This is a genomic window from Vibrio phycocola (assembly GCF_053850235.1).
Genome location: NZ_JBSQDJ010000002.1, coordinates 542574 through 561566, shown reverse-complemented (window position 1 = coordinate 561566; position 18993 = coordinate 542574). Strand labels below are relative to the sequence as shown.

14 protein-coding genes are annotated in these 18993 nt (G+C 41.2%); 4 read left to right on the top strand and 10 right to left on the bottom strand.

Annotated elements, in window-relative coordinates; all coding sequences use genetic code 11:
* Positions 1–333: 333 nt before the first annotated feature.
* The 4 genes from ACWU4D_RS05810 to ACWU4D_RS05795 all read left to right on the top strand — a co-directional run bounded on the left by ACWU4D_RS05810 (position 334) and on the right by ACWU4D_RS05795 (position 6343).
* The gene (locus tag ACWU4D_RS05810) at positions 334–2151 is read left to right on the top strand and encodes an AMP-dependent synthetase/ligase (RefSeq protein WP_456050454.1); all 1818 of its coding nucleotides are present in this window, start codon (positions 334–336) and stop codon (positions 2149–2151) included.
* A 218-nt stretch (positions 2152–2369) separates the two neighbouring features.
* The gene (locus tag ACWU4D_RS05805) at positions 2370–4976 is read left to right on the top strand and encodes a sensor domain-containing diguanylate cyclase (protein ID WP_456050453.1); all 2607 of its coding nucleotides are present in this window, start codon (positions 2370–2372) and stop codon (positions 4974–4976) included.
* Between the two features lie 380 nt (positions 4977–5356).
* Positions 5357–5761, top strand: coding sequence for a DoxX family membrane protein (locus ACWU4D_RS05800; protein WP_456050452.1), 405 nt, complete (start codon positions 5357–5359; stop codon positions 5759–5761).
* Positions 5762–5806: 45 nt separating this feature from the next.
* Positions 5807–6343, top strand: coding sequence for a peroxiredoxin family protein (locus tag ACWU4D_RS05795; RefSeq protein WP_456050451.1), 537 nt, complete (start codon positions 5807–5809; stop codon positions 6341–6343).
* A 118-nt stretch (positions 6344–6461) separates the two neighbouring features.
* On the opposite strand, the gene ACWU4D_RS05790 is transcribed toward ACWU4D_RS05795, so the two are convergent.
* The 10 genes from ACWU4D_RS05790 to ACWU4D_RS05745 all read right to left on the bottom strand — a co-directional run bounded on the left by ACWU4D_RS05790 (position 6462) and on the right by ACWU4D_RS05745 (position 18898).
* Entirely contained in the window at positions 6462–8243 is a 1782-nt protein-coding gene (locus ACWU4D_RS05790; RefSeq protein ID WP_456050450.1) for a sodium:solute symporter family transporter, read from the bottom strand.
* Positions 8244–9059: 816 nt separating this feature from the next.
* Positions 9060–10451, bottom strand: a complete 1392-nt coding sequence (locus tag ACWU4D_RS05785) for a uracil-xanthine permease family protein (protein ID WP_456050449.1) — start codon at positions 10449–10451, stop codon at positions 9060–9062.
* A gap of 180 nt (positions 10452–10631) precedes the next feature.
* The gene (locus tag ACWU4D_RS05780) at positions 10632–11879 is read right to left on the bottom strand and encodes a urate hydroxylase PuuD (protein WP_456050448.1); all 1248 of its coding nucleotides are present in this window, start codon (positions 11877–11879) and stop codon (positions 10632–10634) included.
* A 77-nt stretch (positions 11880–11956) separates the two neighbouring features.
* Entirely contained in the window at positions 11957–12280 is a 324-nt protein-coding gene (uraH, locus tag ACWU4D_RS05775; protein ID WP_456050447.1) for a hydroxyisourate hydrolase, read from the bottom strand.
* On the bottom strand, positions 12277–12768 hold the full coding sequence (locus tag ACWU4D_RS05770) for a 2-oxo-4-hydroxy-4-carboxy-5-ureidoimidazoline decarboxylase (protein ID WP_456050446.1): 492 nt from the start codon (positions 12766–12768) through the stop codon (positions 12277–12279). The genes uraH and ACWU4D_RS05770 overlap by 4 nt, the downstream gene beginning before the upstream one ends.
* Positions 12765–13649: a xanthine dehydrogenase accessory protein XdhC gene (gene xdhC, locus ACWU4D_RS05765; RefSeq protein WP_456050445.1), complete on the bottom strand. Its 885-nt coding sequence runs from the start codon at positions 13647–13649 to the stop codon at positions 12765–12767. Before xdhC ends, ACWU4D_RS05770 begins: the two co-directional genes overlap by 4 nt.
* 1 nt (position 13650) lies before the next feature.
* Positions 13651–15999 (bottom strand): xanthine dehydrogenase molybdopterin binding subunit, encoded by a 2349-nt coding sequence (gene xdhB / locus ACWU4D_RS05760; RefSeq protein ID WP_456050444.1) that lies wholly within the window; start codon positions 15997–15999, stop codon positions 13651–13653.
* Positions 15992–16204: a hypothetical protein gene (locus tag ACWU4D_RS05755; RefSeq protein ID WP_456050443.1), complete on the bottom strand. Its 213-nt coding sequence runs from the start codon at positions 16202–16204 to the stop codon at positions 15992–15994. The genes xdhB and ACWU4D_RS05755 overlap by 8 nt, the downstream gene beginning before the upstream one ends.
* The gene (locus tag ACWU4D_RS05750) at positions 16173–17408 is read right to left on the bottom strand and encodes an FAD binding domain-containing protein (protein WP_456050442.1); all 1236 of its coding nucleotides are present in this window, start codon (positions 17406–17408) and stop codon (positions 16173–16175) included. The genes ACWU4D_RS05755 and ACWU4D_RS05750 overlap by 32 nt, the downstream gene beginning before the upstream one ends.
* 335 nt (positions 17409–17743) lie before the next feature.
* Positions 17744–18898, bottom strand: a complete 1155-nt coding sequence (locus ACWU4D_RS05745; RefSeq protein WP_456050441.1) for an aminotransferase-like domain-containing protein — start codon at positions 18896–18898, stop codon at positions 17744–17746.
* Positions 18899–18993: the final 95 nt, after the last annotated feature.

Here is an 18993-nt window from a genome sequence, read left to right as displayed (position 1 = left end):
TCGATAATCACATGCATGCTACTAGAACTCGATCTGTGCTAGTTCCTTTCTATTAGGCCGTCGTTGGTTTTCCTACCATTTACACTTTTTTCATGATTAACCTTTCTCTTTTTGTTAAATTGTCGTTACATTTTTCATTTTGGCGTAACAATAATGCCACACCTATCGCTGAGATAAGCCCTGTAGGTACTACATTATTAAGGGACGAAGTAAAAGCTTAGCCCGAATGAAGGTTATGGGATACAGAACATGTTTCATTAGTTGCCTTTTATATTGCTGAATGTACACTTACCGCCTGTTTAAGCTTACATGTGTAAGCCAAAGGTAGAAAATATGACCAATTTAGATTTTCATGTTGTTACAACTGTAAGAAAACAAGTTACCAAAGGCGGTGACCGGATAGCGCTTCGTCAAAAAGATGAAGGTGTTTGGAATGGCATTAGCTGGACTCAATTTGGTCAGCAACTTGATGCCGTGTCGCTTGCATTGTTAGCACATGGGATAGAGTCACAAGACAAGGTCGGTATTTATTCTAACAATATGATGAAGTGGACGATCGCTGACATTGGCGCATTACAGGTTCGCGCGATCACCGTTCCTATATATCCTACAAATACCGCTGAACAATCAGCGTATGTTCTCAACGATGCTGATGTGAAAATTCTCTTTGTCGGTGAGCAAGCTCAGTATGATTCAGCGGAGTCCATTTTTGAATCCTGTGATGAACTCAAGTTGATCGTTGTTATGAGTGACGAGGTTATTCTACAGGAAAACACCCATAGCCTTTCTTGGGATGCGTTTATAGAAACCGGTGGACCTGCATTTCAATCTCAATTCGAAGAGCGCCTAGACCAAGCCAATAACAATGATTTATTCACATTAATATACACTTCCGGTACGACTGGGCGACCTAAAGGGGTAATGCTCGATTATACCAATATGGGATCACAGTTAAACGGCCACGATCAACGAATGGTAGTGACTGATGAAGATATCTCACTCTGCTTCTTACCTTTATCACATGTCTATGAGCGCGCTTGGTGTTTCTATGTCTTGTATCGCGGTGCGACCGTTTGTTATTTGCAAGATACAATGCAAGTTCGTGACGCATTGAGTGACGTTCGTCCAACTGTGATGTGCGCGGTACCGAGGTTTTATGAAAAAATATTCTCAGCGATTCATGAAAAAGTGTCGCGAGCTCCGTTTCATCGTAAATTGGTATTTACGTGGGCGGTGAATATGGGCGCTCGTATTTCTGCATGTAAGCAGGAAGGACGAAAACCTTCGTTCCTATTGAAACAGAGCTACAAACTCGCTGACAAAGCAGTACTAGCCAAATTAAGAGCATTACTTGGTGGAAATATTAAGTTTATGCCATGTGGTGGTGCCAAGCTTGATACGACGATAGGGCGGTTTTTTCACGCAATCGGAATTAATGTCAAACTGGGTTACGGAATGACAGAAACCACTGCAACGTTATCATGTTGGAACGACGATATATTTGATCCGGACTCAATTGGTAAGCCAATGCCTGGAACCGACATTAAAATTGGGCCTGAAAATGAAATATTAGTCCGTGGCCCAATGGTAATGCGCGGATATTACAAAATGCCGGAAGAAACTGCGGCGACATTCGATCAAGATGGCTACCTTAAAACAGGTGATGCAGGAGAGTTTGACGAGCAAGGTAACTTATTCATTACTGACCGAATTAAAGAGTTAATGAAAACCTCCGGTGGTAAGTATATTGCACCTCAAGTTGTTGAAGGAGCAATTGGCAAAGATCACTTTATTGAGCAAATTGCAATTATTGCAGACACTCGTAAGTTTGTATCTGCGTTAATTGTGCCAAGTTTCGAATCACTTGAAGAATATGCCAAAGAGCTCAACATTAAATATCAAGATCGAATTGAATTGTTAAAACACAGTCATATCGTTGAAATGCTAGAAAAGCGAGTAGCTGAACTGCAAAAAGATCTTGCTAAGTTTGAGCAAGTGAAAAAATTCACCTTGTTGCCAAAGGCATTTTCTATGGATAAGGGCGAACTGACTCCGACACAAAAGCTTCGTCGTAAGGTGATCAACCAACGTTATGAAGTCGAAATTGAAGATATGTATTGTGAGAAACCTAAAAAGAAACAAGATGAGTAGCCTCTAACTTAATCTTGTATGATGTCCATTTATTTTTAAACCCCTAAACCATCGTGTTTAGGGGTTTTTTGGTTTCTGGTACTCTGCAATCGCAGGCGTATAGAGTTCATGAATTTTGGATATTCGACGGAGCTCGTTTGTTGTAGCGGTCAAGAGGCAAGGTTGAGAGTTAATGACTATAATAATAATTAAAATACTTAAGTGTAGGCCGATACATCATGAACCCATTACAACAGCAACTGCTTAACACGATAATGATGAGTAAAGTTATCGATGGTGGTTTGTTAGAAGAAGCGAGCGAGCTGATAGTAACAAGTTTGATTACTGGGCTTGAAATTCAGCGAGCTGGTATTTGGTTAGATGGTGATTCAGAACGTAGTTATCTTCATTCTCAGTTAGTGATAGATAAACAGCACCGAACTCGAGATACCGAGCTTCAACTCAACAGAGACAATTTTCCTCGTTATTTTTCGGCGCTTGATGACGAGATCGTGATATGTGCCAATGATGCGGTTAACGATCCTCTGACGTCAGAATTTTGTATTGGGTATTTAGACGTCCTGAATATCAAATCAATGCTGGACGCACCTATTCGCCGAAACGGGGCCACAGTGGGCGTTGTTTGTTGTGAGCATATGAATGAAGTTAGGACTTGGACAGAAGGTGATATTGTCTTCACTAGTGTATTGGCGGATCAGTTTGGGCGGGCGCTGGCTGCAGCCGATAAAATTGCCCAGTTTGAACAATTACGAACGACATCTCGTGAATTGGATGCCCAAACCAATCGGCTTACAGCACTGCACAAGAGCCTGAATCATTTTAGTCTTATATCGACTACTGATGCGCAAGGTGTCATAACAGAGATTAACGATAATTTTTTACATATCGCGAAGTTCACGCGAGAGGAAGTTATCGGACAGACCCATCGAATTTTTAAGAGTAAGCATCAATCACCTAAATTTTATGCTGACATGTGGCATCAGTTAATAAAGGGACAGGTATGGCAAGGCGATATATGTAATCGAACCAAAACTGGCGAACTATTTTGGCTTCATAGCACTATAACTCCGGTTAAAAATGTACTCGGACAAACAGAAGGTTACATTGGGTTCGCATATGATATTACCAAGGAAATCGAAGCGAAAAGTCAGTTAAATGAAGCTGAGAAAATATCGAAGCTGGGTAGCTTTCGTTGTCATCAAACGACAGGACAATGGGTATGTTCAACCAATTTCCTTGAAATGCTAGACTTAACATTAAATCAATCGGTCACTTGGTCTTATTTAGCGAGTGTCATTACAACACAAGACTTTGAACCATTAAAATTGGCATTTGATAATCTTGGCAATGGAGATGAAATAAATACCGTCGTTTGTTTCGATGTAGATAAAAAGCGCTGGTTTAGTGTCACAGCTCTCTTACAAGGTGAATGGGTAATTGGGAGTTTTCAGGATATCTCAACGAGATATTTACAAGATAAACAACTAAATGAGATCATCGCACTTCAGAATACTATTCTCGATTCGGGTAACTTTACAATTATTGTAACTCGGCCTGATGGCACGATTACCCACTTTAATAAGACGGCCGAACGACTGCTTGAGTATCGTGCTGACGAATTGATTAACTGCGCAACCCCACATATATTTCATATTGAAGAAGAGCTCGTTCAATATACGAATGAGTTAAATCAAGAGCTAAACACAACGGTAACTCCTGGATTTGAAACACTTGTTTTAAAACCTAAAATGGGGATCGTTGATGAACGAGTATGGACTTATGTAACAAAAAACGGCCATCGGTTTCCGGTATCTGTATCAGTTACGTCGATTTTGAATAAGTCAGACGAAATTATTGGCTATATGGGGATAGGTAAAGATTTAACCAAACAAATGGAAGTGGAAAAATATTCTAATCAACTACAGCAGATTATGCATACTGCTGGCGACATTGCGCTCTTTTCTGGATTTTTATACGAAGTAGGGAACGCAGAGTTTTTTATCACAAATGATAGCTTTCGCAATACTATCGACGAGAGCAATTCAACTGGCTCTCTCACTTTAAATCAGATTCTTGATCTCTTTCCAAACGAGGAGAAACTTCGGCTAACGCAAGCGTTAGAAGCTGCAATTTTGTATCAAACTAAATTTGAAATTCAAGCTAAGGTGATTGAAGATACTACGCTCTCCACGACGTGGTTACAGGTTGTAGGTACACCGCAATTAAATGAATCAAATCAAGTCGGCTCTGTGATTGGGTTTATTCAAGATATAACCTCTCAAAAGGAATTAGAAGAAAAGTTATCGTCTTTGGCTTTGACTGATGAGTTGACCAAAATCCCAAATCGAAGGTCACTAATGGCGAATCTGACAGATGAGTGGAAACGACATAACCGTTATCAAACGATGGCATCGATACTGCTAATTGACGTCGATAAGTTTAAAAATGTGAATGATAAGTGGGGACATGATGCAGGGGATTTTGTCTTAAAATCAATAACATCAATCATTTCATCGCTGTTGCGTGAATCCGATATATTTGGCCGGTTTGGAGGAGAAGAGTTTTTGATCTTGGCTCCAAATTGTGATGAAACCGAAACATTTCTATTTGCAGAAAAGTTACGTAAAGCGATCGAACAACACACAATTCACTATCAAGCACCAATGCAACTTTCTCCGGTTGATATAGACATTACGGTCAGTATCGGAGTTTGTGCTCTAGATGGCAAAATACATTCTTTAAATGAATGGTTGGTTTCTGCAGACAAATCATTATACGTTGCCAAGAAAAACGGGCGGAATAGAACGGTTATCTATAGTCCATAACAAGTCGTGTTATTTCTCTTAATTCGTCCGATTCTCTTAATCTCCTTTGAACACTCGATTTAACACGTCTAATTCCGCTCAGGCTATTCTCTCACGGCCTTTTTTGAATCTAAGTGTTAACATCGATGACCGCCAGTTGGTTCTTAAAAACTCCTTACAATATTGTGTGAACGGCCGTTCAATTTATTATTGAATCGTACATTTCTTTGAGTTACATTGGACGCTTATATTTGAACGATCATTCAAATATATGGGTAAGTTGTGGTTTCATATACACAATCTGATAAAAAGCTTAGTTTAATCAACGTCGAAATAGCTCAATATTTGGTTGAAAGAAATACTAATGCTCTACATAAGTCGCTATTAAACGAGGAGATTAAATGATGAAAAATGTTAGTTTATTGCTGTTGCGAGTGTCTTTAGGTTGGTTAATGGTCATTTGGGGGGCTGATAAGGTTTTCAATATTGAACATAGCCTTATCGTCGCCAATAAGTTCTATTTTGGATTGTTTACTTCAACCAGTATTGTACCGGTTCTTGGGGTTTTACAGATTCTCATAGGTTTGTGCATTGTCGTAGGATTTGCACGTAAATGGACTTTCCCTGTCCTTGCAGTATTAAATGCTGGATCGTTAATGGCGGTATTTAAATCTGTACTTGACCCATGGGGATGGTTTCTCGCGGGTACAAACGCGTTGTTCTATCCATCAATTATAATTTTCGCTGCCAGTCTTTTATTGATTGCACTTCAGGAAGAAGACGCTTGGGTCTTAGATAAAAAATAAAACGATAGTCTTGTTCAATTCTATATAAATTAAAGAAGGTGATTTATGGCAAATTCAATAAAACTAACAACTGGTGATCGATTTCCTAGTGTTTCCGCTCAGTTACTCGATGGCACTGCGATTGAATTAGGAAAACCTTTAGGGTCAGCTGACTGGCAAATGGTTGTGGTTTATCGTGGCAAGCATTGTCCTTTATGTGTTCGATATTTGAATGCACTTGAAGAACATAAAGAAGCTCTAGAATCGATTGGAGTGAGTGTGCTTGCAGTATCAGCAGATTCTAAAGAGCAACTCACTGAGATGATGGACAAACTGACGGTGAGTTTTCCGATCGCTTACGGTTTGACAGAAGATCAAATGAAATCTTTGGGTGTATATATTTCTCAGCCGAGAACAGAGCAGGAAACTGATCATAACTATTCTGAACCTGCTTTGTTTATCATAAATGAAAAAGGCAATCTTCAAGCAGTCGATATCTCAAATGTTCCATTTCTTCGACCTGAACTAGATGTGATTGTGAAAGGGGTAACATTTGTACGTAGTCAAGAGAATTACCCAATACGCGGTACAGTTGCTTATTAAGTGAGTGACAGATTGATAAAACAAAACTCGATATAGGGTGATGTAAAAAAGCCAAGAAGGAATCTTCTTGGCTTTTATTTTATCTAGTGCGAACAGATTAAATGTTCATGTTGCGTTATTAAGATAGCGCTTCTTGAGGGTTCTCTGTTTTGTTATCAACGGCTTTAACCAATAGTACACCAACACCACCAACGATCAGGCCACAAAGTATAAATACTAGGCGTCCCCACATTGGGTTAGGTAGTAGTGCCATAAAGCAGATGAATACACCAGCTACTGCGATTAGCTTACCAAGCATTCCACGTTGTTTGTTGTCTAGTTGCTGTTGTTCTGCAGACTCAGACACAAGTGGAGTAGATAGATTTTCAAAGAACTTATCTACGTCAGCTTGACGCTTACCAGTTAACGGTTTGTAGAACAGTGTTGATAGGATGAAGAAACCACCTGTGAAAGTGATGTGACCCATCAGGCCAATTGCGACTTTAACGTCTGACCATTCACGTTTAGTTAACTCTTCAAGTCCTAGTACTGATGACACCATTTCTGCGTTAATAACGAAGCCAACGATGTAAGAAACAAGAGCACCAACAACCAGTGTACCCCAACCAGCCCAGTCTGGAGTCTTCTTAATAAAGAAGCCAAGGAATGCTGGAATAGTCATTGGGAAGCCGATAAGTGCACCAACATACATCATCGTATCAAACAGGCTCAACCCTTTAAGAGAGTTAATGAACTGTGCAATTAAGATGATAAAGATACCGAATACAGTTGATGTGATCTTAGAAACGGTAACCAACTCTTTTTCTGATGCTTGATTCTTACGAACGATGTTTTCGTAGAAGTTCTTAACAAAGATACCAGAGTTACGGTTAAGGCCTGAATCCATTGATGACATGGTTGCGGCAAACATAGCGGCTACAAGAAGACCAACCATACCTGCAGGCATGTATTCTTGTACGAAGTATAAGTATGCGAAATCGCCTGCTTTTTTACCTGCGTCCGGGTAAGCTGCTGCTAAATCAACGCCTTGACCGGCAATGTACCAAGAAGGCATAAACCAAATAAATACACCACAAAGCATTAGCACACACGCTAGAAGCGCAGCTTTTTTCGCATTTTTAGAGTCTTTTGCCGCTAGGTAACGGTAAGAGTTAAGCATGTTGTTTGTGATAGAGAACTGCTTAACAAAGATGAAAAATGCCCAAATACTGAAGATGCTTAAGTAGTTAAGGTTGTTGCCCGATACGAAAGTACCTGATTCGCCAACAGGGAAGTTGTTAACGATCTCGCCAATACCACCACCTTGAAAGTAAGCCACAACAGCACAAGTTACGGTCACAGCCATGATGATAACCATCTGCATAAAGTCAGATGCGATTACCGCCCATGAACCACCTGTTACAGACATTGCTAAAACAACCAGACCTGTAATCCAGATCGTCATTGTCATGTCGAATCCAAAAATACCTGATGCAATGATTGCAAGAGCATTAAGCCAAACACCAGCAGAGACAACACTGTTAGGCATTGAAGACCAAGTGAAGACTTGTTCGTTTGCAGAACCAAAACGCATGCGAATTGCTTCGATAACGGTAACTACACGTAGCTGACGGAACTTAGGAGCGAAATACGCGAAGTTCATAAAGTAGCCGAATGCGTTGGCAAGGAATATTACCGCAACCGCGAAGCCATCGTTATAGGCTTTACCAGCAGCACCGGTAAACGTCCAAGCACTGAACTGGGTCATAAATGCAGTAGCACCTACCATCCACCAGAGCATGTTACCGCCCCCACGAAAGTAGTCACTTGTGTTACTTGTAAAAGTTCGGAACATCCATCCTATAGCAATTAAGAAAAGGAAATAGACTCCGACAATGGTGGTATTTAGATCAAGTTCCATCGTTTTTTCCTATATTAAAAAGTAAATACAACGGTGCCATCATAACCATATTATAATCGTATTGTACTACAATAGCGCAATTGCGTGACCTAGGTCATCTTTCAGTGTGTTATTTGTATGACAAGTTGAGCGTTATAAGAATAAATGCTTCGTATGATGAAGGTATCGCTCTAAATATCGTACGTAAGACCATTTAATTCTATTGCTAAATCGCGTTGAAAACAGACATTGTTAGTCATGGGCTAAAATATTATTTTTATTGTCAATGTAATAAAGTTTTAAATTTTAAAGATTAATTTGAAAAGTTTACTAAATGACTGTCTTTATTGAAATTGAAAATCATATCGATTCTATTTGTACAATTAAATTGTGATTTAGGTCATTAAAAATTATTAATGGTACATTTGTTTTTAGTGTGGTTAAGAAGTATTCAATATGATCTAATTCAAATTTCTATCAGCAACTAGTTTGGTGCGTAACATTCATTATTTACGAGAGGCCATCGGGTTGTTACAAAATGATAGGCTGATGTTGTTCGATGTCTTTGTTGGTTGGCCTATAAAAGCCAAGATTAAGAACGATAATGCGCTTTATAATTAATACTACAATAGCTATTTACGCTGAGCTATTAGTGAGAGATGCATCACTCAAATGTTGTTCGATAGTAACTAAAAGTGATGTCGCATTTTTGTTTTCATACTTGAATAATTCAATCGTTGTATTATTAAACGACTAGATTGATGTTTAAATTTAATATTCTTGCCATTGGAGACAACGGCTTTAATCGCTTGAGAAAAGCCGTTGTTTTATTCAGTACTAATCACCTTGTGGAGACAAAGTAGCTGAAATCGTATCGGAAGAGGTCGATTCTTCGGGTTTATTTTTTGGTAACACTAATGTCATCACGATTGCAGCGATCCCACTTGTTGTAACGGCTGAGCCAAATACACTCTGGAGAACCTTAGGCAATAATTGGACTGTTTCTGGTACCATCATGACACCCAAACCAATACCAAAAGATACGGCTAAGATCATTAAGTTACGTCGATCTAACTCTTCTCGTGCAATGATCTTTATCCCTGCCGCCGCAACGGTACCAAACATAACCAATGTCGCACCTCCAATTACTGGCTTCGGAATGGTTGTTAAAATAGCTCCTACTATTGGAAATAGACCAAGTACGACAAGAATCAAGGCGACAAAGTAGCCTACGTAGCGACTGGCAATTCCGGTTAATTGAATGACACTATTATTTTGGCTGAACGTGGTGTTGGGGAAGGTATTGAATGTAGCAGCGATGAGAGAATTAACGCCATCTGCCAGAACACCGGCTTTTATACGTTTTAAATACGATGACCCTGTTACTGGTTGCTTGGTAACCATGCAGTTTGCGGTAATATCGCCGGTAGATTCGATTGCGGTAATAGTATAAATAACCGCGATTGGGACAAATGCTACCCAATCAAATGAAAAACCATACTTAAATGGAAGAGGGACGCTAACCAGTGGTTGATTAAATATACCGGCTAAGTTAACCAGTCCCATTCCTGTCGCTACGATATAACCTACAAGCATACCTATCAGAATTGATGAAAGGCGAAGCATAATATTAGGTGAACGATTTAAGCCAATGATGGTGACTAATACAATCGAACCTAAGATTAAGTTTTGTAACGAGCCAAAATCTGGAGCGTTAGCACCACCTGCTAAATCTGTCATGCCTACTTTAATTAGTGAAATACCAATTATCGTCACAACAGTGCCCGTAACTACCGGGGTAATGATGCGTTTAAGCTTACCAATAAACTGCGAGAGAGCAATTTCGATAAATGCACCAAAAAAACAGACACCAAAAATAAGTGCCAATATCTCATCTGGCCCCCCACCTTTAGACTTAGCGATAAACCCCGCGGCTAATACTGAACTTAAAAATGCAAAGCTCGTTCCTTGAACACATATCATACCGGCACCTACAGGGCCAATACGTCTTGCTTGGATAAATGTACCAACGCCCGATACAATCAGAGCCATAGAAATCAAATAAGGGACGTTTTCACCTAGTCCAAGCACGCCGCCGATAATTAATGTTGGGGTAATAATACCGACAAAGCTTGCTAATACGTGCTGTAAACCTGCGTACATCGCCTTTCCTGTAGTAGGGCGATCTTCAAGCTCGTAGACCAATTCACTGTGTTTTGGTTTAGACATAATCACTTCCTTGTGTATGTTTGATTAATAATTAAGCAGCAACTCACATGCCACATTTCTTGTTGAACAATATGATATAAAATCAGAGTGTTAAGTTTTTGGGTCACCGAGTACAACTAGTTAAACGATCACTTTTAGTGCGAACATATGTAACTTTGGCTTTCAAATATCGTTAAAGTCCTAATTGTGCTGTATTTGATTCAAAGCCTTGAGCAACAACGCACGCTCTTCATCCGTCATGTCTGTTTTATTTAGGAAAGGCATGTCTCGAGTTTCAACGGTTCTCGCAATGATTCGATCTTTCCATCGTTGTATGTCTTCCCAGTTATCGAATATTGCGCCACTTGGAGCGATCGTAAACACATCATCATTAGGGGTGGAACTATGACATTGTGTGCAACGAGCTCCGATAATATCGATCGCACTTTGCTTTGCAGCGATGTTAGATGGCGTATCAACTGAACGCTTATCATTGGTAGCCTCAATTGCCGTAGTGTCGTGAACTAAAATGCGTGTAGTTTGTTTAGGTATGCTCAATACTATCGCGAGTACAAACATAGCGGTGATACCCGACACGAGCACGGCTGGCTTATTTTTTCCAGAATGTTTTAGGTTGAAATAGTGGCGAATATAGGCACTCAGTAACATCACGACTGAACCAACTAACCAACTTTGAGCGTGCTGATAAATCATCGGATAGTGATTACTTATCATTAAGAAAATCACGGGCAAGGTGAAATAGTTGTTATGAATAGAACGTTGTTTACCTTCTAAACCCGGTTTAGGATCAATGGCTTCACCTGCCTCGACCTGCGCCACCATTTTCCTTTGTCCAGGAATGATCTTATGGAAAACATTATTCACCATGATGGACCCAATTAGAGCACCCATGTGAATAAAGGCACCGCGGCCACTAAATAACTCTGTGAACCCATAAAAGAATAGGGTGCCAAGTACGATGATACTGGTAACGAAAACCTGAGAGTTGTTGGCGAGCGGTGAACGCATTATGAGTTCGTATATTAGAACGCCTAACATAATACCGCCAATACCTAAACTTATCGCAGCGGGGGAAGAGAGCTCCATTATACGTGGATCAATTAGATAGGCTTGTGCATTGAAATAGTACATCCATACCATTAAGACAGAACCCGTGATCCAAGTGGTATAGGCTTCCCACTTAAACCAATGTAAGTGTTCGGGCATCTTCTCTGGGCCTGCTTGATATTTAGCAACTTCATAAAAGCCACCGCCATGAACAGCCCATAGATCGCCTTTTATTCCTTTTTTCTTCTTCCAATCTGGTGGCGTTTCTAAACTATTATCAAGCCAAGTAAAATAGAAACTTGCCCCAATCCACGCGATCCCACAAATGACATGAAACCATTTGATGAACAATGCAATCCATTCATAAAAGTGTGGCCACATAACTTTAAATCCTTTTAACGTATGTTGATGAATAATTGGGCCGTAATACTACGTAGCGCTTTTACGCTGTGTCTTCATTAACTGCCGCGATAACTCGAAAACGAGTAGGGCGACAGCAATAATGGAATGTGATAATTACGCTGACCGTCGACGACAAAGTGAATATCAATCATGGGAAAAAACGCCTCTCCAAAATGAGTGGTGCAATAAGGAGCGACCATAAAGCGCAAAGTATATTGGCCGGGACACAAGTGGAGAGTGTCAAAGAATGCTCTTCCGTCATCGTTGGTTGTTTCTCGAGCTAAACATTGAGAGTCGTTCAATCGTAAAAGCTCAACATCAACCCCCATTGCAGGCATACCACTGGCTGTATCTAAAATGTGGCAACTCAACTGACTCATAGATATGCCTCCATACGAATTTTGCTAATTTTGCGTTGTTCAAATGCCGCTTGAATCAATTCCTCTTGTTTGGAACGTAGAAACCTAGCTTTTAAAATCATTAACATCTCCTCTGCACTCTTTCCGCTCGCACATACGATAAAAATAAACCCAAATTTGTCTAAGTAGGCGTGGTTGTATTGCAATAAAGCTCTCAACGTAGAATCCGATGCTTGCTCAACCAAGCCTTGCTCTTGTGCACTGAGCGCTTTGCTCGTTTTATATTTCTGTTGCAAGGTCGAGAGGTCGCCAATCATTGGATGACCTGCAAAAGCTTGAAGCCAATCATCGTCACTTAATGAGTTGAATGTACTTTCCGCTAAAGTTTCAAAGTGAGCAAAGTTGTCAAAAGGCATGGACTCTTTCATTCGTGCAATCCATGTTGAACTGCTGCAAATATTCATTAACTCTGTTGTATCAAGTATTAACGGATAAGTGGTTGCCATCATTCGTGGTGCTCCTTGATGAACTTCCTAGTTTCATTACACGCTTCCCACCCCGATTGTTTACAAGTAGTAGGCTCTGCGGCCGCTGACTCCCACAAAGTAGACAATTGCGCAGCAACAGAAAGTGCCACTTGCATCGGAAGCTTTCCTTTTATCTCTGGGTGTCCTATAGGACATATTAATTGTGCCGCTAGGTTAGCGTTGCTTAGTTGCTCGTTCAGTCTAAAGCGAAATCGCTGGCTCTTTCCTTGAGAGCCAATCAATCCAATGTAATTGAAACGTTGTTGCTCTAAACACAAACGCGTGAGTTCGAAATCAAGTATGTGGTCTTGCGTCATGATTACGATGTAGGAATCGTCTGGGATGGTTGATATCGTTGCGCATGGGTCTGCGTTAACTATTACGTTAATCCCACCTATGGCTTGAATCGACTCGCTCCAATTTGTGCGATTATCGATAACGGTTGTGTGACAGGGTAATGATTTTAAAATTGTGCATAACGCTTGACTTACATGGCCTGCGCCAAAAATTGTTACGTGGGGCACTTGAGTGAGAAAATACTCAAACATGATTTGCACAGCGCCTCCACAACATTGGCCAAGATCAGCGGATAGGGCAAATCGTTCAATTCGGAGTGAACTTGCATGTTGCTTTAAATCATGACGTGCAGACTTAATGACTTCATATTCAAGGTTTCCACCACCGATTGTGTCAAACTGTGCACTTTGAGTGATAACCATCTTAGAACCCATTTCTCGAGGTACTGAACCGACGCAAGCAACAACGGTTGCGATCACATAGGCCTCGCCTGACTGTTCTAACGAATGGCATGCTTCGAGCCAAGATAATTGCGTCATATGAGTTAGATGCGTCAGAGGTGTCATATTATTCCTCCTGATTGAGTTGGGATAGTTGGTGTTCACAAGCCGATAAGATCGCCTCACCTGTTGCTGGTGCGTGAAGCAATGGAGGGGTGGTGTGACCGCTTACCGAAGCCACAGCATCGTAGATTGCGCACCAAACACTGATTGCGTGCATAAACGGCGGTTCTCCGACTGCTTTGGACCGATATATATTGTATTCAGGATTTATTTCGTCAAATAAGTGAATATTAAGAGACTTCGGATAGTCGCCAATCGTTGGGATTTTGTAGTTCATAGGGCTATTGCTCATCAATTGCCCGTCATCTTTCCACACCAACTCTTCAGTGGTTAACCAACCCATTCCTTGAATAAATGCGCCTTCTATTTGTCCTTCGTCTATCGCTGGGTTTAAGCTTTGTCCGACATCGTGAATAATATCGACTCGTTCTACAGAAAGTTCTCCGGTAAGTGTATCTATTGTTACTTCAGAGCAGGATGCGCCGAGCGCAAAGTAATAAAATGGGCGTCCTTGTGCTTTATCTCGATCGTAATGAATTTTAGGTGTCTGATAAAAGCCGGTGGTGGATAACGATATACGGTTCATGTACGCCTGCTGTATCAGCTCAGGCCAAGTTAAATCGATATCTAAACCAATCACTTTTTCGCCTTCAATCTGGAGTGGCTTGTCGGTATTGTGGAATGAAGAGATAAACTCCAATAAGCGAGTTTTGAGGGTGATTGCCGCATTGTGCGCAGCCATGCCATTGAGATCCGCACCGGATGAAGCGGCAGTCGGTGAGCTATTAGGAACTTTGTCTGTCCGTGTCGAAGTGACTAATACTCGTGAAAGATTAATACCAAGCGATTGCGCTACGATTTGTTGTATCTTGGTATGTAAACCTTGACCCATTTCGGTTCCGCCGTGAGAAACTTGTACAGAACCATCGGTATAGATATGGAGCAGTGCTCCGGCTTGATTTAAATGTTTAGCGGTAAAAGAAATACCAAATTTTACTGGTGTTAAAGCGAGACCTTTCTTTAATATTGGGTTAGTTAAATTCCATCGCTCGATTTCTTCACGACGTCTACGATAATCACTTTGCTGTTCCAGATCGCGCATGATTTTATACATTGTCTCGGTTTGAGTTACCTTCATCCCATACGGCGTGGTATTACTGTCGGCGTTGTACAAATTCAAATAACGTAAATCTAACGCATCTTTCGCAGTAGTTATGGAGAGTTGCTGCATGGCTTTTTCGATGATGATCATCCCTTGTGGACCACCAAACCCACGAAAAGCGGTGTGGGAAACGGTATCAGTTTTTAGTCGATGCCCTTCAATATGAGCATCGCCAAGGGAGTATGCGTTGTCGGTATGAAACATTGCGCGATCGACGATTGCATCGGAAAGGTCAGGCGAGTGACCACATAAGCCGTTAATCTCGATTTGCGAGGCTAAAATTTTGCCATGTTGATCGGTAGCGAGATGATAGCGTTGATAGAAAGGGTGCCGCTTTCCTGTAGAGGTCATATCGACACTTCTAGGCAAGCGAATTTTGACTGATTTTTTTGTGTGATAAGCCCCCAACGCTGCAAGGCACGCCCATTGACCTGCTTGACTCTCTTTTCCACCGAATCCACCACCCATTCGCCGCATATCAACGGTAACTTGATTAAAGTCTATTGCTAGCACTTCGGCGACAAGCTTTTGTATTTCAGCTGGGTGTTGAGTTGAGCAGCGTAGAAATATTCCTCGGTCTTCTGTCACCTCTGCAATGCTAATTTGGGTCTCTAAATAAAAATGCTCTTGTCCTCCGACCCATAAATCACCTTGGACTTGATGGTAAGCACCATCAAATATTGAGTTTGAAATCGGTGTTCCCATTTGATGCGGTGGCAATAAAACTTGGTTGTCATGAGCATTGCTTAGGTGATTGGTGGTGACGTTGTCACTATTATCGTACTCTACTTTGGCTAATTGAGCCGCTTTCCATGCGGTGTTGTGAGAAGTGGCTAAGACCACTGCAATAGGTTGTCCGAAATAATGCACGATATTATCTATGGCAAGTAATGGGTCACCTTTGTAGATCGCGCCAATATCTTTTAAGCCAGGTATATCCGATTCATCCAATATGCACACCACACCATCGCACGCCTCGACATCGCTTAGATCTATTGACGTAATGACGCCTTTTGCAATGTTACTTGTAATAACAGCGGCGTGAAGCAGTGCTTGTGAGTTAGGATAATCATCGATAAATAACGCCTCACCTGAAACTTGCTTGGTGGCACTTTCATGTTGAATAGGCTTCCCTACAGGTTTGTCCTCAAGCGTTATTTCCGAAGGAGTTAGTGAGGTCAATTTACGCATGATGCACCAACCTTGTTGAAATTCTCTGTGTCTCGTAGAAATATCGCTGGATTAAGTTTTCGACTAATTTAATCCTATATTGAGCACTACCACGTACATCGCTCATGGGCTGGATTTCGTGACTGACATGACTTTTAGCGAGATCGATAAGCTCTTGATTGAGTATTTTTCCTTCAAATATGTTTTCTAGCCTTGTTAAACGCAACGATTTCGCCGCAACACCACCTGCCGCTTATCACGCATTTAGAAACACGACTATCTTCATCAACAACCATATTAATCGCGAGGACTACTGTCGCGATGTCATCTTCATAGCGTTTACTAATCTTATAAATGGCGTGATTATGACTTTTAGTGAGCTTCGGGATATGAATTGCGCTTATCCATTGGTCGGGATTTAAAGCGGTGGTTCGATAATCGAGGATATAGTCCTCTGGAGCACAAAGAACTTTTTCGATCCCGTTATCAAGCTCAATGGTTCCTCCTAGACTCATTAACAGAGGTGCAATATCGCCTATCGGTGACGCGTGACCAAGACTGCCACCTAATGTCGCTCGATGCCTAATGGTTAAACTACCAAGGCGTTGGATAATTTCTGTTGTTGACGGGTAGTGATCTTTCATAAAATCATGGACTTGATATAAAGGTACCGCAGCTCCGATTCGGCATCCGTGTTCGCAATTCTCTATGGTCAATAAGTCATTCACCTTTGAGACATCGATTAATTTCTCAAGCTTTCTGTAGTGCTGGGTAACTTCTAACGCGAGATCCGTTGCCCCTGAGATCAACTTGGCGTCGGGGTGCTGTAAACGTACTTCACGTAATGACGCTCGGTCGGAAGGTGTGAAATAGTTCGGGTGTTTAAGTGAATCAACAGAATCCATCCATTGAACAACGTCATCGCTAAATAGATCCAAAGGGTCGTTAATTGGCGTTTTTGCAATTGCATTCGCGCATTTGATTAACGGGCCATAGCCAGTACAGCGACATAGATTGCCTGCAAGATACTCAGTTGGATCCAGATGTGAATTAGCCTGTTTTGATAGTGCATACAATGACATCACAATGCCTGGAGTACAAAAACCACACTGGCTACCGTGGTTATCGACAATCATTTGCTGTATCGGGTGAAGGGAATCATTCTGTTTAAGGTGTTCGACGGTAATGATCTGTTTACCATGTAATGCGTGAAGTGGGGTAATACAAGCATTTATTTGCCGATATCTAAGCGAGCCTTTTGGCGTATCTTTATCTACCAACACAACGGTACAAGCGCCACAGTCGCCACTCGCACATCCTTCTTTTGTTCCCGTTAAAAATTTTTGTTCACGTAAATAAGGGAGAAGCATATCGTCTGCGTGATTAGAAGAGAGTTTGAGCACTTCCTTATTCACCATGAGTTCCAACATAATGACCTCCATTTATTACATATAAATATTATTTTTTAGTTCTTTAACTCTAATTAGCAAAAAGCTGACCAATTGGACAAAAAATATAAAATATATTATTTATTATTGTAAAACATATAGTTATGTTATTTTCGGATGATGATTATATGAAACATGAGTAACATGTTAAGGTAAGGTTGCGATGTGTTAGTGCTTTGTTGCACGCTTCAGGCGCAATAGGAGTGGCAAGGTTTTAAAGACCGAAAATATGCCTTTGCTATAGAGAGGATGAAACGCACTAGTAGCAAACTGTCACAGCATATTTATCGGTTCGATCAATTATTTTTCGGTATTGATTAGCAGTAACGTAGCTTCAACGTTTCAGCCACTCGTTGTACCGCTGTATTCAGTTCTTCGCTACTGGCATTTGTGTAGTTAAGTCTGATGGCTGGATCAGCGTTATAGCTATCAGGATAAAATACCGGGCTCGGAACAATCGCGATGTGTTGCTCGAGCATTGTTCGTGCGAATTCAAATGGATCACATGGCGGAAGCGTCACCCAAACAAACATACCGCCTTGGGGAGCGTATATTTCGCATTGCTCCGGTAAATGTTGCTCCAGAGCATTGACTAAGGCGTCACGCTTCTCTTTATATTGATGACGTATGCTCTCAAGGTGTAGCGAATAGTGAGGGTGTTTCAGCAAGCCTAACAACATCGCTTGTGGTGGAACGCTTGAATGTAGGTCGGCTCCTTGTTTTACTTTGATTATTGGTACGAGGTACTCTTTTGTTGTGCTGATCGATCCCACTCTTAACCCTGGTGAAGCGATTTTTGAAAAAGAACGCAATACGATGGAAAGGAGTGGACATAAATCTGAAACCATTGGAAGCGTTTCGCCACTAAAGCGAAGTTCTCGATAGGGCGCATCTTCAATAAGCGTCACGTTATATTGCATACATAAATTTGCTACTGCATGACGTTTTTGTAACGACCAGCACACACCTGTTGGATTGTGAAAATCAGGTACACTATAAAACAGTTTAGGTTGTTCACTCCTAAAACACTCTTCTAACTGATTGATATTTGGCCCATCTTTTTCTTGTGAAACAGTCACCAAGTTTGCACATGCGAGATTAAATACTTGCATTGCACCAAGGTAACACGGGGCTTCCATCGCAATAGTATCGCCTGGGTTAATATAAGCTCTGGCGATTAAGTCCAACCCTTGTTGGGATCCCGTGGTGGTCATTACTGAGTGGGATTCGGGTAATTCGTAGCGTTGATGTAAGTGATCCAACAGTGGCGGATATCCCACCGTGCCGCCATATTGGAATACACTCGGTGTGCTCAACAGTGAGTCTATCGTTGGCTTCATTAATTCTAATGGAAAAGTTTGCTCATCTGGTAATCCCCCCGCAAGCGAAATGACATTGGTGTCACTGGCTGCTGCGAGTATTTCTCTAATGTACGATGGCTTGATCCCTTGAACTGATTGTGCAATTTCCATGGTAATTCCTGTGTCCGTGATTAGCGAAGTCAATTGTTCGCGTCATAAAAATGGTGAGTTAATCGTAAAGGCACTTGGAAATAAATAATTGTCCA

Bases quoted from the DNA above. Each gene is read 5' to 3' on its own strand.
- ACWU4D_RS05810 (WP_456050454.1), top strand. From the start codon at position 334: ATGACCAATTTAGATTTTCATGTTGTTACAACTGTAAGAAAACAAGTT.
- ACWU4D_RS05805 (WP_456050453.1), top strand. From the start codon at position 2,370: ATGAACCCATTACAACAGCAACTGCTTAACACGATAATGATGAGTAAA.
- ACWU4D_RS05800 (WP_456050452.1), top strand. From the start codon at position 5,357: ATGATGAAAAATGTTAGTTTATTGCTGTTGCGAGTGTCTTTAGGTTGG.
- ACWU4D_RS05795 (WP_456050451.1), top strand. From the start codon at position 5,807: ATGGCAAATTCAATAAAACTAACAACTGGTGATCGATTTCCTAGTGTT.
- ACWU4D_RS05790 (WP_456050450.1), bottom strand. From the start codon at position 8,243: ATGGAACTTGATCTAAATACCACCATTGTCGGAGTCTATTTCCTTTTC.
- ACWU4D_RS05785 (WP_456050449.1), bottom strand. From the start codon at position 10,451: ATGTCTAAACCAAAACACAGTGAATTGGTCTACGAGCTTGAAGATCGC.
- ACWU4D_RS05780 (WP_456050448.1), bottom strand. From the start codon at position 11,879: ATGTGGCCACACTTTTATGAATGGATTGCATTGTTCATCAAATGGTTT.
- uraH (WP_456050447.1), bottom strand. From the start codon at position 12,280: ATGAGTCAGTTGAGTTGCCACATTTTAGATACAGCCAGTGGTATGCCT.
- ACWU4D_RS05770 (WP_456050446.1), bottom strand. From the start codon at position 12,768: ATGATGGCAACCACTTATCCGTTAATACTTGATACAACAGAGTTAATG.
- xdhC (WP_456050445.1), bottom strand. From the start codon at position 13,649: ATGACACCTCTGACGCATCTAACTCATATGACGCAATTATCTTGGCTC.
- xdhB (WP_456050444.1), bottom strand. From the start codon at position 15,999: ATGCGTAAATTGACCTCACTAACTCCTTCGGAAATAACGCTTGAGGAC.
- ACWU4D_RS05750 (WP_456050442.1), bottom strand. From the start codon at position 17,408: ATGTTGGAACTCATGGTGAATAAGGAAGTGCTCAAACTCTCTTCTAAT.
- ACWU4D_RS05745 (WP_456050441.1), bottom strand. From the start codon at position 18,898: ATGGAAATTGCACAATCAGTTCAAGGGATCAAGCCATCGTACATTAGA.